The following is a 15,994-nucleotide window of genomic DNA, read 5'->3' on the forward strand; positions in this document are numbered from 1 at the left end:
CAAGCGGTTCGGATCAGAACTTGGCGCTGAAGGTGCCGAAGACCTGGCGTGGATTGCCGTAGAAGGCGGTCGCGATGCCTTCCTTGCCCAGCGTCGCGATGTAGGGTCCGTTCGGCACCGGCTGATTGGCGAGGTTGATCGGGTTCCCCGCGATGTCGGTACGGATATATTGATAGCCCGAGGTCTTGTAGCGCCGGTCGGTCAGGTTCTTGCCATAGACGCCGATCGAGTAACGATCGCCCGCGCCGAAGGCGTAGGTGATGCCCGCATCGAGCAGCGTGTAGCCGGGCTGATCGAGGAAGGGACTCGCGGTCTCGAATTGATGGGTGAGGCTGCGATATGATACCGTCGAGTTCGCGGTCAGCGTGCCACCGCCGACCGGCACGATCAGCGTCGGGGTCGCCGACAGCGTCCATTCGGGCGTGTTCTGGAACACGCGGACGTTGGCGACGTCGACCCCGGTGGGGCCGATGAAATTGCGATATTTCGCGTCGACATAACCGAGTGTTCCCAGGATGCTGAGCGATGATCCGCCCCCCGCGAAATCGCGGGCCACTTGCGCGGTGGTTTCGAGCTCGACGCCCTTGATCCTCGCCTTGGCGGCGTTGGTCGTGATCCCGCAGAAGCTCTGGACGCCGCCGATCGTGCACCCGACCGATCCAGGCACCTGAACATCGTTATAATCGGCGTAGAACCCTGCCAATGCCCAGGTCAGCCGCCGGTCGAACGCGGACCCTTTGTAGCCGACCTCGTAGCTCTTCACGGTCTCGGGATCGAACGACAGGTAGTTGTAGATATCCTGATAGGTCCGCCCCGCCGCCGCGTTGCTGATCGGCGCCGACGCGCCCGATCCACGCGGGTCGAAGCCGCCGCCCTTGAAGCCTTCCGAATACGAGGCGTAGAGCAGATGGTTGGCGCTGGGCTTGAAGTTCACCGAAGCGCGCGGGGTAAAGCGTTTGAAGTTCGCCTCCCCGCGGAAATTGGTCGACGGCGGGGTGCCGAGGAACGGCACCGGCGACCCCCCGAACTCCTGGGTCAGGCCGATGTAGTTCGCTTTAAACACCACCGACTTGCGCTGATCCCACGTGTAGCGGCCACCGAGCGAAAGGCTGAGTTGCGGCGTGAAATCGAACGTGAAATCGCCGTAGATCGACGAGGTCTGGGTGCGCACGTCGCCCGCGGTATAGGCGTTGAGGCCCGGGAAGGTGGTCGAAAGCAGCACCCCGAACCCGGTCGCGGCCTTCGCATCGAGATAATAATAGCCGATCAGGCCGTTCAACCGCTCGCTCGCGTAGAGCAACTGGAATTCCTGGCTGATCTGTTCGTTGCGATACACCGCGGGGACGTCGACATCGGCCGCGGGCAGCGAGTCGAAGTCGATCGGGGTGTAGGACGTATCCTTGCGCCACGCGCTGATGCTGCGCAGCGTCATATGGTCGGTGATCTTTGCGGTGGCCGACATCGACAGGCCACCGGCCTCGATATCCTGGATCGGCGTGTTGAGCCCGGCGCGGGTATCGAACACGTTCGACAGGACGGGTGCGCCCGATTGCAGGCCTGGAAGCAGCCGGTGGCCGTTGCGCGGGCTAGACTTATCGTGCGTGTAGTCGCCGGTGACGCGGATGAAGAGTCGGTCGTCGGGCGAGGTCAGTTCGAGCGTCGCGCGCCCAGCGTAGATGTTCTTGTTGTAATTATCGATACCGAGGTTGAGGTTCTTGCCGAACCCGTCGCGCGACAGCCGCGCTCCAGCGACGCCGATCTTGATCACGTCGTTGAGCGGCAGTGACAACCCGACCACCGCATCGGCCTGATTGTAGCTGCCATAGCTGGCGCGGACTCGGACCTCGGGCGAATCGGGCAGACGCTTGGTCACATATTTGATCGCGCCGCCGATCGTGTTGCGTCCGTAAAGCGTGCCCTGCGGCCCGCGCAGCACTTCGATTCGGTCGACGTCGTAGATATCGAGCACCGCCGCCTGCGGGCGGTTGAGATAGACGTCGTCGAGATAGATGCCGATGCCCGCTTCGAACCCTGGCACCGGATCCTGTTGGCCGACGCCGCGGATGAAGGCGGCGAGCGTCGAGTTGCTGCCGCGCGCGACCTTGAGCGTGGTATTCGGGGTGGTATTCTGGAGATCGGTGAGATCGGTCGCGCCGGTTTTCAGCAACTTGTCCGCAGTGAAGGCGGTGACCGCGATCGGCACGCTCAGCAGGCTTTCCGACCGGCGCCGCGCGGTGACCACGATATCGCCGGTCAGCGCTGCGTTTGCATCGTTGGCGTCATTGGCAGCGGGAGTCGTATCGGGCGCGGTCTGCGCGAGCGCGGGGATCGCGGTGACGATGAGCGCGGCGGTAGCCACACTGAGCCGAAGACCGGCGCGCAAAGTCAGACAATTCATGGCAACCTCCCCTTTGGCGCTGGTTGATCCCCCGGTAGGCCCGGGTTGTGCGCCGTTCGATCGAGGCTATAGTGAAACATGAACCGGGTTTCAACTCGGTAGATGCGGGAGAGGCTGGCGTGGCGATCAAAGCTGGCGAGGGGAGCAAGGTGGGCGGTCGGCAGCAGACCGCCGACGTGAACCGCGCGATCACCGCGAGCGACGGCAAAGCGCCGCGAACCGAACGCGGGCGGCGGACGCTGCGCGGGATTCTCGATGCGGCGGCGATCGAATTCGGCGAGCGCGGGTTTCACGACGCGTCGATCAGCGGGATCACGCGCCGCGCGGGGGTCGCGCTCGGCAGTTTCTATACCTATTTCGATTCGAAGGACGCGGTGTTCCGCGCGTTGGTTCGCGACATGTCGGATCAGGTGCGCGATCATGTCGCCCCCGCGGTGCGCGCCGCCCCCGACGGAATTGCGGCGGAGCGCGCGGGGCTCGAACAGTTCATCGGCTTCGTCCGGCAGCATAAGGAAATCTATCGGATCATCGACGAATCCGAATTCGTCGATCCCGACAGCTTCCGGCTCCATTATGCGACGACCGCCGAACGGATCACGCGGCGACTCGCGGCGGCAGCGGCGCAGGGTGACCTGCGCGCCGACGTGTCGGAGGTGCACGCCTGGGCGGTAATGGGGATGAACGTGTTCCTGGGTCTTCGCTACGGCGTGTGGGACGACGATCGCGGGGTCGAAGACGTCGCCGATACCGTGGCGGAGATGCTGCGGAGCGGGTTGGGCCGCTGAGCAATTATCCGGTTGCTCGGGTCAGTCCTCGGCCAGCGCGCGCGCCAGTTGATCGCGGATTGCGACCAGGGGCGTAGAAGCCGTCACCGTGCGGCCGACGCCTTCGTCCGCCAGTGTTTGTTGCGCGCCCTTGATGGTGAAGCCACGCTGGTTGAGCAGCGAGTCGATCCGCCGCACCAGCGCAATGTCTTCGGGGCGATAGTATCGCCGGTTGCCGGCGCGGGTGATGGGGCGCAACTGCGGAAAGCGCGTTTCCCAATAGCGTAGAATATGCTGCGCGATGCCGGTGTCGCGCGACAGCTCGCCGATCGTTCGGAATGCCTCGCTCGTCTTGGAGGAGCCGTCCGCCACCGTCAGCCAGCGGCGACGATGCGTTCGCGCATCATCTGGCTCGCGCGGAAGGTCAGCACCCGGCGCGGTGCGATCGGGACCTCGACCCCAGTCTTGGGGTTGCGCCCGACGCGTTCGCCCTTGTCGCGCAACACGAACGTCCCGAATCCCGAGATTTTGACGTTATGGCCGTTCGACAGCGCCTCGCACATGTGGCGCAATATCTGCTCGACGATCGACGCCGAATCGGCGCGCGACAGCCCGATCCGATGGTGAAGCGCTTCGGCAAGGTCGGCGCGCGTCAGCGTGCCCGTCGTCGTCATCAACACTGCGGCCCCCAGTCGTTCAAGCCATTTCCCCTTAACAGCTTAACCCAGCAACGCCGCGATCGGAAGCCCCTTCTCCCGTGCCAGCCAGATCGTCAGAATCGGACGACCGCGGCGCCCCAGGTGAACCCGCCACCCATCGCTTCCAGCACGACGATATGCCCGTCGCGGATGCGTCCGTCGCGCACCGCCACGTCGAGCGCGAGCGGGACCGAGGCGGCTGAGGTGTTGGCATGCTGGTCGACGGTGACGACCACCTTGTCGGCAGGGAGCCCGAGCTTGCGCGAGGTAGCGTCGAGGATGCGCGCGTTGGCCTGGTGTGGCACCACCCAGTCGACATCGGCGGCGGTCAGCCCGGCGAGGCTCAGCACTTCGCCCAGGACGGCGGCGAGATTGACGACCGCGTGGCGGAATACTTCGCGGCCCTTCATGCGCAGCTTACCGACGGTGCCGGTGGTCGATGGTCCCCCGTCGACGTAGAGGAGATCATTGTGGCGCCCGTCGGCGTGGAGGCGGGTCGCGAGTATACCGCGCGCCGCGCCATCGCGATTGTCGTCGGCGGTCTCGCGCGCTTCGAGCACGATCGCGCCCGCGCCGTCCCCGAACAGGACACAGGTGGTGCGATCGTCCCAATCGAGAATCCGGCTGAAGGTTTCCGCACCGATCACGAGCGCGCGACGCTGCACCCCCGTTCGCAGCATCGAATCGGCAACCTGGACCGCGTAGAGAAACCCCGAACACACCGCAGCGACATCGAACGCGACGCAATCGTCGATGCCGAGCGCGGCCTGCACCTTCGTCGCGGTGGCGGGGAACGTCTGATCGGGGGTGGCGGTGGCCAGGACGATGAGGTCGATGTCCTGCGCCGCGATCCCCGCCGCGGCGAGCGCGGCCTTCGCGGCATCGGTCGCGAGCGTGCCCGTGGTCTCATCGGGGCCGGCGATATGGCGGAAGCGGATCCCGGTCCGTTCGACGATCCATTCGTCGGTGGTATCGACCTCCTGCGCCAGATCGGCGTTGGAAACGCGACGCGCAGGAAGCGCGGACCCCGTGCCGATCACGACCGATCGGATCATGCCGCGGCCTGCTCGACATGGGCGAGATCCTCGGCGATCCGCCGGGTGAAATCGGCCCGGACCAGCTTGGCGGCGTTGCCGATCGCGGTCGCGACACCAAGCTCGTTGGCGCCGCCGTGGCTTTTCAGCACGATCCCGCCGAGCCCCAGGAAGACCGCGCCGTTGTGGTTGTTGGGATCGAGATGGTCGCGCAGCAGCTTGGTGGCGGGGCGCGAAATCAGAAAGCCGAGCTTGGATCGCGCCGAACTCGAAAATGCGCGCTTCAACAGGTCGGCGACGAATCGCGCGGTGCCTTCCGCGGTCTTCAGCGCGATATTGCCCGCGAAGCCGTCGCACACGATCACGTCATGATCGCCGCGCGCAAGCCGATCACCCTCGACGAACCCGGTGAAAGTCATCGGCAGATGGGTCTGCGCGCGCAGCACCGCGGCAGCCTCGCGGATCACGTCGGTGCCCTTCTGGTCCTCGCTGCCGATGTTGAGCAGCGCGACCCTGGGTGCCTCGAGATCGAGCACCACTCGCGCATAGGCCGCGCCCATCACCGCGAACTGGATCAGGTTGCGCGCGTCGCATTCGGTGTTCGCGCCCAGATCGAGCATGATGACGTCGTTCGCGCCCAGCGTCGGCAGCGGCGCGGCGAGCGCGGGACGGTCTATCCCGGGCAGGGTGCGCAGCGAGAGCTTTGCCATCGCCATCAGCGCGCCGGTGTTGCCCGCCGAGACCGCGGCGCCCGCGCGCCCCTTTTTGACGAGATCGATCGCGATTCCCATCGAGGTCGATTTGGCGCGCCGCATCGCCTGGCTGGGCTTTTCGCTCGCCTCGACGACGCCGGGGGCGTGGACGATCTCGCTATGCTGCGAGAGGTTGGGATGGCTTTCGAGCCCCGCCGCGATCCGGGCTTCGTCGCCGACCAGCAGAAAGCGCATGCCCTCGAACTGGTGCCGCGCCCGCGCGACGCCAGCCAGCATGACCGCCAACCCCTCGTCGCCGCCCATCGCATCGACCGCGATCGTGGAGTTGTCGGGCATGGTTCAGCAGGTTCCGATCGAGTGAGCCTCAGCCCTCGACCGAAATGATCTCACGACCATTATAATGGCCACAGGCACCGCACAGCATGTGGGGACGCTTCAGTTCGCCGCAATTCGGGCATTCCTGGAACGCCGCGACGCTGAGCGAATCGTGGCTGCGGCGCATGCCGCGCTTGGAGGGCGTAGTCTTTCGCTTGGGGACGGCCATTTCGGCACCTTGTTCTATCTAGTCGAGAGGTCCGATACGCCCGGAACGGCGCTACGGCAACCGATGGCAGGACCACCAGCCGCGCGGAGCACTGAGCGGCCGGACGCATCGCGAAGGCGCGGCCTATAGAGGATTCGACGCGCGTTGCAAGCGCTGGCGCGGGGTGGCAGGGCGGAAGGCGAAGCCTCAGGGGGAATGCGATGACGATGTTGCCGGTGACACTGATATTGGCCGCGGGCTGTGCGCTGATCAACCTGTGGCTGTCGTTCCGGATCGGCGCGGTGCGGCGTGCGGCGAAAATATTCGTCGGCGATGGCGGCGACGATCGCATCATCCGCCGGATGCGCGCGCAAGCCAACTTCGTCGAGAACGCGCCTTTCGTGCTGGCGCTCGTCGGGCTGATCGAATTCGGGGTCGGCAGTTCGATCTGGCTGTGGATCGCGGTCGCCGTGTTCCTGGTCGGGCGGATCTGCCATGCAGTGGGGATGGATGGCTGGCGCGCCGGGCGGATGATCGGCACCGCGGTGACGATGCTGCTGCTGCTGACCCTGGCGATCTGGGCGGTGGTCATCGCCTATGGCGCGACGCGCACCGCAGCGATGCCGATCGAACCCGTCGACGTCAGTGTCCCGCGCGGCTAGGGTCCGGGGATGAAATATGCCCTGTTGCCACTCGCTGCGTTGATCGCGGCCCCGCTGTCCGCCCAGTCGACGACATCCACCAACCGGATCTCGCCCGCGCGATTGGAGGCGGACGTCAAGACGCTGTCGTCCGACGCGTTCCAGGGCCGCGCGCCGGGCACACCGGGGGAGACGAAGACGGTCGACTGGTTGATCGCGCAATTCAAGGCGATGGGGCTCAAACCCGGCGCGCGCGACGGCAGCTGGACGCAGCCGGTGCCGCTCGTCCACACGCGGATCGGCAAGGGGCCGATCAGCCTCGGCGACATGTCCGTCACGCAGGGCGAGGGCATTTATCTCAGCACTGTCCGCCCGGTCGATCGCGCGACGATCGCCGCTGCGCCGATGGTCTTCGTCGGCTATGGCGTCCATGCGCCAGAGCGGGGGTGGGATGATTTCAAGGACGTCGACCTGAAGGGCAAGGTCGCGGTGTTCCTGGTCAACGACCCGGATTTCGAGGCGACGCCGGACGACGATTCGGTTGGCAAGTTCGGCGGCAAGCGGATGACCTATTACGGTCGCTGGACGTACAAGTTCGAGGAAGCCGCGCGGCGCGGCGCGATCGGTGCGTTGATCGTCCACGATACACCGGGCGCAGGCTATGGCTGGGCCACCGTCGCGGCGCCCGCGGGCGAGAATTACGACATCGTCAGGCAGCCCGATGACTATCGCATCCTGCTCCAGGGCTGGATCCAGGGCGACACGGCGGCGAAGCTGTTCGCCGCATCGGGGCTCGACCTTGCGGCACAGCGGCGCGCGGCGCGACGGAGCAATTTCCGACCGGTCGACCTCACGTCGCGGTTCTCCGCCGATCTGCCGGTGACGCACAATACCGCGCAAAGCCGCAATGTGCTCGCGATCCTGCCGGGCACGACGCATCCCGACGAGACGATCATGTTCGGCGCGCATTGGGATGCCTATGGTATCGGCGCGCCGGATGCGCAGGGACGGACGATTCGACCGGGGGCCAACGATGACGCGCTGGGCGCGGCGGGCGTGCTCGCGCTGGCGCGGGTCTTCGCCAAGCGACCGCGGACCGAGCGCAGCCTGGTCTTCGCGCTATGGTCGGCGGAGGAACGCGGGCTGCTCGGGTCCGAAACCTATGCGGTCAATCCGATCTATCCGGTCGACAAGACCGTCGCGAACTTGACGCTCGACATCCTCCAGACCGCAGGCCCAGCCAAGGACGTGATGCTGGTCGGCGGGGGACAAGATAGCCTGGAGGACGATCTCGCCACCGCGGTTAAGGCGCAGGGGCGGGTGGTGACGCCCGAGACGCTGCCCGAACGCGGACTGTTCTATCGTGCCGATCATTTCAGCCTGGCGCGGCGCGGGGTGCCGACGCTGCTTCTGATGGCGATCAGCGGCGCGCCCGACCTCGTGAAGGGCGGACGCTCGGCAGGGCAGGCATGGCTCGACGGTTATATGAAATGCTATCACCAGACCTGCGACATGTGGGACCCGAGCTGGGATTTGCGCGGCGCGGCCGACGATGTCGGACTGTATCTGACGATCGGGCAGCGCCTCGCCAATTCGCGCAGCTGGCCGACGTGGCGCGGCGGGTCGGAATTCAAGGCGATCCGCGAACAGACCGCTGCGGCGCGGCGATAACGCCGCTCATTCCGCCATCGCGCGGTCGCTGACGAACATGTTGTGCTGGCGCTCGTGCGCGAAGGTGCTCGCGTTGCCGTGACCGGGAATGAAGGTCGTCTCGTCGCCGAGCGGCCATAATTTCTCGACGATCGATTTCAGCAGCGTCTGGTGGTTGCCGCCGGGCAGATCGGATCGCCCGATCGACCCTTGGAACAGGACGTCGCCGACTTGCGCGAATTTCGAGGGCGCGTGATGGAAGATCACATGGCCTTCGGTGTGCCCGGGGGTTTCATAGACGTCGAGCGTCAGGTTCCCCACCGTCACGGTGTCGCCCTCGACCAGCCAGCGGTCGGGCTCGAACGCCACCCCCTGGATGCCATAGGCCTTGCCGTCGTCTGCCAGCCGCGCGAGCCAGAAGCGGTCGGCTTCGTGCGGCCCCTCGATCGGAACGCCGAGATCATTCGCGAGCGGCTTGGCCTCGCCTGCGTGGTCGATATGGCCGTGGGTGAGGAGAATCTTCTCCACCGTCACCCCGGCCTGCGCGATCGCTGCCTTGATCCGCGGCAGGTCGCCGCCCGGATCGACCACCGCCGCCTTCATCGTCGCGGTACACCAGATCAGGGTGCAATTTTGTTCGATCGCCGTCACGGGGACGATCGCGGCGCGCAAGGGGGGAAGCTGGGTCATGCCGTCGGAAATGGTCGCGCGGCGTGGCCACGTCAACGCCGCGGCTTGCCCGAGAGGCAGGCGCAGGGCATCTGACGCACCATGCTGGCCGACCGCCGATCCTTCGTGTTGCTCGACGACGCCCGCGAGGGGGCCGTGGCCAGGCTGTATCGCGACTGCGTTCGAACCGTGGTCGCGGCGACCCCCGACGCGGTGACGCCCGCGTTCGAGGCGATTCGCGAAGCGGTGGCAACGGGGCTGCAGGCGGCGGGGTTCCTGGCGTATGAGGCGGGTGAAATGCTCGTGGCTGGCGCGCCGGCGATGGCGGCGGCGCAGCCCTTGCTGTGGTTCGGGTTGTTCGAGCGCCATGAGCTTCTGTCGCAGGCCGAGGTGGCGGAGTTGCTGCCCGATCCCGCGGGTGCATGGGTCGGCGCACCGCAACCCGATATTGCGCGCGACACCTATGACGACGCGCTGGCGCGGGTGCTCGACCTGATCCGTGCAGGCGACATCTATCAGGCGAATCTGACCTTTGCCGCGAGCGTGCGGTTCGCTGGCGATCCGCTGGCGGCCTATGCGCGGCTGCGGCGCGAGGCGCGCGCGGGTTATGGCGCGGTGGTCGATACCGGGGAAATCACGCTCCTGTCGCTGTCGCCCGAACTGTTCTTCACGCTCGATGGTGACGCGCTGACCTGCCGCCCGATGAAGGGTACCGCGCCGCGCGGGGTCACGCCCGCGGAAGATCGCACGCTTGCTGCGACGCTAGCGGGCGACGCCAAGCAACGCGCGGAAAATCTGATGATCGTCGACCTGATGCGCAACGACGTATCGCGCGTCGCGGCGGCGGGAAGCGTCGCGGTGCCCAAGCTGTTCACGGTCGAGACCTATCCGACCATCCACCAGATGACCTCGACCGTCACCGCGACGCTGGCCGAGGGGCATGATGCGGTCGACGTCATCGGCGCGCTGTTCCCGTGCGGATCGATCACCGGCGCGCCCAAGCGGCGCGCGATGGAGGTGATCGCCGAGGTCGAGGCGCGCGCCCGCGGCCCCTATACCGGCAGCATCGGCCGAATCGACCCGTCGGGCGCGGCGTTCAATGTTGCGATCCGGACGCTTGCGATTCACCGGGATGGCTACGCCACGTTGGGGCTGGGATCGGGTATCGTCGCCGATAGTCGCGCCGACGATGAGTGGGCCGAATGTCTCGCCAAGGCGGCGTTCGTTACCGCGGGGCAGCGCGGGTTCGACCTGATCGAGACGATGGCCTTCGACCCCGAGGCGGGGTTGCTGCGGCTCGAACGCCACCTCGCCCGGCTGCAGGCGAGCGCGGACCTGTTCGGCTATCCGTTCGACCGCCACGCTGCGCGCAACGATTTGCAGGCGGCGACCTTTCGGCTGCGCGCGCCGCGCCGCCTTCGGCTGTTGCTCGCGCCATCGGGCGCGGTCGCGATCGAGGTCGGCGCGATGCCGCCCGTTTTCGATGACGCGGTATCGGTCGCGGTCGTCCCGCTGCCGGTCGCGTCCGCCGATTTCCGCTTGCGTCACAAGACCACCGATCGCGCGTTCTACGACGACGCCCGCCGGTTGGCCGGGACCACGGAGGTCGTATTCGAATCGGCGGGGGTGCTGACCGAGGGCAGCTTCACGTCGCTGTTCGTAGCGCGCGACGATGGCGTACTCGTCACCCCGCCGCTCGCCCGCGGCCTCTTGCCGGGTATCCTGCGCGAGGCGTTGATCGCCGAAGGTCGTGCGATCGAGGGGGATGTCACCCGCGCCGACCTGGCGCATGGGTTCTTCGTCGGCAATGCGGTACGCGGCTTGATCCCTGCGCATGTTGCGGATGCGAACGCAGCAACGCTATAGCGCACGCGCCTCTCCGCCATAAGGCTTCGCTCATGACACCCTCTGCCGCGCTCGGTCGTATCAATCCCTCGCCGACGCTGGCGATCACCAGCCGCGTGCTCGAACTGAAGCGCGCCGGGATCGATGTCATCGGGCTCGGCGCGGGCGAGCCTGACTTCGATACCCCCGATTTCATCAAGGACGCCGGGATCGCCGCGATCCTTGAGGGCAAGACGAAATACACCAACGTCGATGGCACGATGGAGCTGAAGGAAGCGATCGTCGCCAAGTTCGCGCGCGACAATTCGCTGACATACACGACCGATCAGGTAACTGTGAATGTCGGCGGGAAACATACGCTGTTCAACGCGATCGTCGCGACCGTGGACAAGGGCGACGAGGTCGTGATTCCGGCGCCCTATTGGGTGAGCTATCCCGACGTCGTCCAGTTCGCGGGAGGCACCCCGGTGTTCGCGGCCGCGGGGCCGGAGCAGGCGTACAAGCTGTCTCCCGAAGCGCTCGAGGCCGCGATCACGCCGCGGACGAAATGGGTCATCCTGAATTCGCCATCGAACCCCACCGGTGCGGGCTATACGATCGGCCAACTGCGGGCGTTGGGCGCGGTGCTGGCGCGGCACCCTCATGTGTGGATCTTCGCCGACGATATGTACGAACACATCGTCTATGACGGTTTCCAGTTCGCGACGATCGCAGAGGCGTGTCCGGAACTCTATGACCGGACGTTGACGGTCAACGGCTGTTCGAAGGCCTATGCGATGACCGGGTGGCGGATCGGATACGCGGGCGGCGCGGCGTGGCTGATCAAGGCGATGGCCAAGTTGCAGTCGCAATCGACGAGCAATCCGTGTTCGATCGCGCAGGCGGCGGCGGTCGCGGCGTTGAACGGCCCGCAGGATTTTCTCGCCGAGCGCAATACGGTGTTTCAGGGGCGGCGCGATCTGGTCGTGTCGATGCTGAACCAGATCAACGGGATGCACTGCCCACGGCCCGAGGGCGCGTTCTACGTCTATCCCTCGTTCGCCGAACTGATCGGCACATCGACCCCCGGCGGCAGGCGGATCGATACCGACGAGGACATGGTTGGCTATCTGCTCGACGACGCCAGGGTCGCGGTCGTCCAGGGCGCGGCGTTTGGGATGAGCCCGGCGTTCCGGATCAGCTATGCGACCTCGGACGCGTTGCTTCAGGAAGCGTGCGAACGCATCCAGACCGCCTGCGCCGCCTTGCGCTGACGCAGGCCTTCCTAACGCAGGCTTTTCCTAACGCTGGGATGAACGCCGCGCCCACGGTTGGTTCATCACCCACCTGCTAGATCTGACGGACCGTCGATGGCCGGGTGCGCACCCCAATGCGTCCCGATCCCACCGACATCCGTAACTAAACTCACAACCGATCCGAAGAGGACACCATGCGCACTTTCCTGAAATCCAGTTTCGTCTGGCAATTCGGCACCGGCTTCGTGCTTGGCGCCATCGGGCTTGTCGCGCTTCAGCCAGTCGACGGACGCCAGGCGCTCGTCAGCCATTTCACCCCAACCGCCCTGGTGCAGCGCTAAGCCAACAAGCGCCAAGTCACTGGAAAAACAGGGCCTTCGTCACCAGATGGATAGCATGACCAAGACTCTTATCGCCACCTCCGCCGCTGCCTTGTTCGGCTTCGCCGCGCTCCAATCAGGGGCCGCAAGCGCCGAACGCGCGGTCGTCATTCCCGCCGCCGCGATCGACGTACCCGCGACCCCGGGGCTTCAGACGACCGTCCTGGCGGGTGGTTGCTTCTGGGGCATGGAGGCGGTGTTCGAGCATGTGAAGGGCGTGAAGTCGGTGACCGCGGGCTATGCCGGGGGCGACGCCGATACCGCCAACTACGGCGATGTGGCGACCGAGCGCACCGGCCATGCCGAGGCGATCAGGATCAGCTACGATCCCCGTCAGGTCAGCTATGGGACATTGTTGCGCGTCTATTTCTCGATCGCGCACAACCCGACCGAACTCAACCGGCAGGGCCCCGACAGCGGCCCGAGCTATCGGTCGGCGATCTTTGCGCAGACGCCGCAGCAGGCCCGCGCCGCGAAGGCGTATATCGCGCAACTGTCCGCGGCGCATCGCTTCTCCGGACCGATCGTGACCAAGCTGGAAACCGGCAAATTCTATCCGGCGGAGGCGTATCACCAGGATTTCTACGACAAGAATCCCAGCCATCCGTACATCGTGCGGTGGGACAAGCCCAAGGTCGCGGCGTTCCGCGCGGCGTTCCCGACGCTGGCGAGCTAAGCGCGCTTCCTACGCCGCGATCGGGAAGCGCAGCATACGCTGGTCGACCGGCACCAGCGCTTCGGCGTCGGGGCCGGTCGCACGGCGAATTTCGGGGTGATCGACATCGAGCCCCCCGGTGAGCGCACCGAACGCGGGCAGGATGAGCTTGCGCTCGGTCGCGACGAAGCAGCGACGCGACACCAATTTGCCGCGGACGCGGAGCCGTAATTTGGGATGGAAATGACCCGATAGCTCGGGACGTCGCTCGTCCGGTTCGGCTTCGTGGCGGAGCATCAGGCCGTCGACCACGATCTCGTCCACGACCTCGCCGCCGCAACGATCGAGGATCGTGCGATCGTGGTTGCCGGTGATCCAGGTCCAGCGCGTCGCGGCGGTCAAGCCGCGCAGCACGTCCTGCGCACGGGGCGGGAGCCGGTCGCAGCCGTCGATGTCGTGGAAACTGTCGCCCAGGCACCACGTCTCGACCGCGTCGGTCGCGGCGACCAGCGCGGTGAGATCGGCAAGCGTCGCGATCGAATCATAGGGGGGCAGCATCTGCCCACCTCGCGCAAACCAGCTCGCCTTTTCGAAATGAAGATCGGCAACCAGCAACGCGCGGCGCGCGGGCCAGAACAGCGCGCCTTGCGCCAGCGCGACGAGCGCGTGACCGCCGAACGAAAAGGGAACCATCCAACCGCCATGGCCGACCCGAGTCGCGCGATCAAGCACTTGTCGCCGATCGATGGTGCGTTGCAACGAATCCGCTTGCGCGACAATGCGATGAGCGTACAGCGCCCCGTCCTTCCTCCGGGGTAAGTGCGCGCCATGTCGCCCGCCGTCCAGTTTTTGCCAGATCAGCCGTCATCGACGCACCTGCGCCATCGCGCGCTTGCCGCGTTGACGGTCGGTGCGATCGGGGTGGTGTTCGGCGATATCGGGACCAGCCCGCTCTATGCATTTCGCGAGGCGCTGGCGTTGTGCGGCGCCGACGGGTTCGACGCGAGCGAGATATTGGGTGTGCTCAGCCTCGCGCTGTGGTCGTTAATTCTCGTCGTCTCGATCAAATACGTCATGTTTCTGACCCGCGCCGACAATCATGGCGAGGGCGGCGTGCTCGCGCTAGCGGCGTTGGCGCGCGGTGCGCTCGGGCGCCGAAGCCAGATCGCGCTCGTGCTCGGCGCAGCAGGGGCGGCGTTGTTCTACGGCGATGCGATCATCACGCCTGCACTATCGGTGTTATCGGCGATGGAGGGCTTGAGAACGATCCCGTCGGCAGCGTCGATCTTCGACGAACATACCATCCGGCTGGTGACGATCGCGATCCTGATTGCGCTGTTCATGTTCCAGCGCCGCGGTACCGCGCGCGTGTCGGCGCTCTTCGGCCCGGTCTGCATCGTCTGGTTCCTCGCCATCGCAGCGTTGGGTATCTGGCATATCGCCGACGAGCTTTCGATCTTTCGCGTGTTCGACCCGGTGTATGGCATCGCCTTCTTGGCGACCCACGGCATTACCGGGCTGTTCGTGCTCGGCGCGGTGTTCCTGACCGTGACCGGCGCCGAGGCGCTGACCGCGGACATGGGGCACTTCGGGGTTGTGCCGATCCGGCTCGGCTGGTTCCTGCTCGTGTTCCCCACGCTGACGCTCAATTATTTGGGGCAGGGCGCCTTTGCGCTCGCGCATCTCGAGGCGGCTAACGCTGGCGGCGCGGTCTTCGTCAACCAGGATTGGTTCTACGTGATGGCGCCGCTGCCGGTTCGCGGCCCGCTCGTCGTGCTCGCGGGGCTGGCGACCGTGGTCGCGAGCCAGGCGGTGATTACCGGCGCCTTCTCATTGACCCAGCAGGCGATTCAGCTTGGATTGCTGCCACGGTTGCGCATTCGTCAGACATCGGGCGTGCTCGCGGGGCAAATCTACCTGCCTGCGATCAACTGGATGTTGCTGGCGGGGGTGCTGATCCTGGTCGTCCAGTTCAAGACGTCGTCGGCGATGGCGGCGGCCTATGGCATCGCGGTCACCGGAACGATGGTGGTCACCACGCTGCTCGGTTATCTGGTCGTGCGGCACGTCTGGCACTGGTCGCGCGCGCTGGCGCTCGCCGCGCTGCTGCCGTTCCTCGCGCTCGACCTGGTGTTCTTCGGCGCCAACATCCTGCGCGTGATCGAGGGCGGCTGGGTTCCGTTGGTGATCGCCGCCGCGATCGGCCTGTTGATCGCGACCTGGGTGCGCGGGCGGGCGATCGTGCGCGATTTCGAACAGCAACAGAGCATTCCGCTGATCGATCTCGCCGCGGCGCTTGCCAAGCGTCCGCCCGAACGGGTCGAGGGGAATGCGGTGTTCCTGACCGGCAATCCCCATGCCGCGCCTGGCGCCCTCCTACACAATCTGAAGCACAACAAGGTGCTGCACGAGAACAATGTGATCGTGACGATCCGCACTGCCGACCGCCCGATCGTCGATCACGAACACCGCCGCACGATCGAGCGGGTCGACAACAATTTCTCGATCGTCGTGCTCCACTACGGCTTCATGGAATCGCCCGACGTGCCGCGCGATCTGGGCTTCGGTAGCAAGGGCGAGGACCAGGGGCTCGATGCGATGAAGACCAGCTTCTTCATCGGCCGTAACACGCTGAAGCCCGATGCGGATCAGGGGATGCCGCTATGGCAGGACCGGATCTTCATGTTCCTTCAGCGCAACGCCAACGATCCCACCGAGTTTCTCCAGATTCCGCCGGGCAAGGTGCTCGAACTCGGTGAACAGGTAACGGTCTGATCCCTCGCGCCGCG

The 15,994-nt window shown here is 66.0% G+C and carries 16 protein-coding genes; 8 read left to right on the top strand and 8 right to left on the bottom strand.

Translation table 11 applies throughout. The annotated features are described in order from the left end of the window. Window positions 1–13: 13 nt before the first annotated feature. On the bottom strand, window positions 14–2,398 hold the full coding sequence (locus EAH84_RS05040; RefSeq protein ID WP_140868713.1) for a TonB-dependent receptor: 2,385 nt from the start codon (window positions 2,396–2,398) through the stop codon (window positions 14–16). Between the two features lie 176 nt (window positions 2,399–2,574). On the opposite strand from EAH84_RS05040, the gene EAH84_RS05045 reads away from it, so the two are divergent. Further along, window positions 2,575–3,183, top strand: a complete 609-nt coding sequence (locus tag EAH84_RS05045; protein ID WP_140869256.1) for a TetR/AcrR family transcriptional regulator — start codon at window positions 2,575–2,577, stop codon at window positions 3,181–3,183. A gap of 21 nt (window positions 3,184–3,204) precedes the next feature. Here the strand turns inward: EAH84_RS05045 and EAH84_RS05050 are convergent, their stop codons facing one another. From EAH84_RS05050 to rpmF, 5 genes are all read right to left on the bottom strand, one after another. Next, window positions 3,205–3,534: a MerR family transcriptional regulator gene (locus tag EAH84_RS05050; RefSeq protein WP_140868718.1), complete on the bottom strand. Its 330-nt coding sequence runs from the start codon at window positions 3,532–3,534 to the stop codon at window positions 3,205–3,207. Between the two features lie 2 nt (window positions 3,535–3,536). Next, complete coding sequence (locus tag EAH84_RS05055; protein ID WP_140868721.1) at window positions 3,537–3,836, bottom strand: integration host factor subunit alpha; 300 nt, start codon at window positions 3,834–3,836, stop codon at window positions 3,537–3,539. A gap of 98 nt (window positions 3,837–3,934) precedes the next feature. After that, window positions 3,935–4,915 carry a beta-ketoacyl-ACP synthase III gene (locus EAH84_RS05060; protein ID WP_140868723.1) on the bottom strand — a complete coding sequence of 327 codons (981 nt, stop codon included), beginning with the start codon at window positions 4,913–4,915 and terminating at the stop codon, window positions 3,935–3,937. Beyond that, the gene (gene plsX / locus EAH84_RS05065) at window positions 4,912–5,943 is read right to left on the bottom strand and encodes a phosphate acyltransferase PlsX (protein WP_140868726.1); all 1,032 of its coding nucleotides are present in this window, start codon (window positions 5,941–5,943) and stop codon (window positions 4,912–4,914) included. Before plsX ends, EAH84_RS05060 begins: the two co-directional genes overlap by 4 nt. 28 nt (window positions 5,944–5,971) lie before the next feature. Next, a complete protein-coding gene (gene rpmF / locus EAH84_RS05070) occupies window positions 5,972–6,151 on the bottom strand; it encodes a 50S ribosomal protein L32 (protein ID WP_140868729.1) in 180 nt (59 codons plus the stop codon). Window positions 6,152–6,351: 200 nt separating this feature from the next. Between rpmF and EAH84_RS05075 the strand changes: the two genes are divergently transcribed. Both EAH84_RS05075 and EAH84_RS05080 read left to right on the top strand, forming a co-directional pair. After that, window positions 6,352–6,792, top strand: coding sequence for an MAPEG family protein (locus EAH84_RS05075; RefSeq protein ID WP_140868732.1), 441 nt, complete (start codon window positions 6,352–6,354; stop codon window positions 6,790–6,792). A gap of 9 nt (window positions 6,793–6,801) precedes the next feature. Beyond that, window positions 6,802–8,442 carry a M28 family metallopeptidase gene (locus tag EAH84_RS05080; RefSeq protein ID WP_140868735.1) on the top strand — a complete coding sequence of 547 codons (1,641 nt, stop codon included), beginning with the start codon at window positions 6,802–6,804 and terminating at the stop codon, window positions 8,440–8,442. A gap of 6 nt (window positions 8,443–8,448) precedes the next feature. Here the strand turns inward: EAH84_RS05080 and EAH84_RS05085 are convergent, their stop codons facing one another. Then, window positions 8,449–9,111, bottom strand: coding sequence for an MBL fold metallo-hydrolase (locus EAH84_RS05085; RefSeq protein ID WP_140868738.1), 663 nt, complete (start codon window positions 9,109–9,111; stop codon window positions 8,449–8,451). Between the two features lie 81 nt (window positions 9,112–9,192). Between EAH84_RS05085 and pabB the strand changes: the two genes are divergently transcribed. From pabB to msrA, 4 genes are all read left to right on the top strand, one after another. Beyond that, window positions 9,193–10,956 (top strand): aminodeoxychorismate synthase component I, encoded by a 1,764-nt coding sequence (gene pabB / locus EAH84_RS05090; protein WP_140868742.1) that lies wholly within the window; start codon window positions 9,193–9,195, stop codon window positions 10,954–10,956. Between the two features lie 32 nt (window positions 10,957–10,988). Next, window positions 10,989–12,188, top strand: coding sequence for a pyridoxal phosphate-dependent aminotransferase (locus EAH84_RS05095; protein ID WP_140868746.1), 1,200 nt, complete (start codon window positions 10,989–10,991; stop codon window positions 12,186–12,188). A gap of 176 nt (window positions 12,189–12,364) precedes the next feature. Beyond that, complete coding sequence (locus EAH84_RS16050) at window positions 12,365–12,511, top strand: hypothetical protein (RefSeq protein ID WP_170209839.1); 147 nt, start codon at window positions 12,365–12,367, stop codon at window positions 12,509–12,511. 55 nt (window positions 12,512–12,566) lie between these two features. Beyond that, a complete protein-coding gene (gene msrA, locus EAH84_RS05100) occupies window positions 12,567–13,226 on the top strand; it encodes a peptide-methionine (S)-S-oxide reductase MsrA (RefSeq protein ID WP_140868749.1) in 660 nt (219 codons plus the stop codon). A 9-nt stretch (window positions 13,227–13,235) separates the two neighbouring features. On the opposite strand, the gene pdeM is transcribed toward msrA, so the two are convergent. Continuing rightward, window positions 13,236–13,898 carry a ligase-associated DNA damage response endonuclease PdeM gene (gene pdeM, locus EAH84_RS05105; RefSeq protein WP_140868752.1) on the bottom strand — a complete coding sequence of 221 codons (663 nt, stop codon included), beginning with the start codon at window positions 13,896–13,898 and terminating at the stop codon, window positions 13,236–13,238. A gap of 135 nt (window positions 13,899–14,033) precedes the next feature. On the opposite strand from pdeM, the gene EAH84_RS05110 reads away from it, so the two are divergent. Next, window positions 14,034–15,980 carry a potassium transporter Kup gene (locus tag EAH84_RS05110; protein ID WP_140868755.1) on the top strand — a complete coding sequence of 649 codons (1,947 nt, stop codon included), beginning with the start codon at window positions 14,034–14,036 and terminating at the stop codon, window positions 15,978–15,980. Window positions 15,981–15,994 lie beyond the last annotated feature (14 nt).

The sequence above is a fragment of the Sphingomonas oligophenolica genome (assembly GCF_006438955.1).
Classification (GTDB): domain Bacteria; phylum Pseudomonadota; class Alphaproteobacteria; order Sphingomonadales; family Sphingomonadaceae; genus Sphingomonas; species Sphingomonas oligophenolica_A.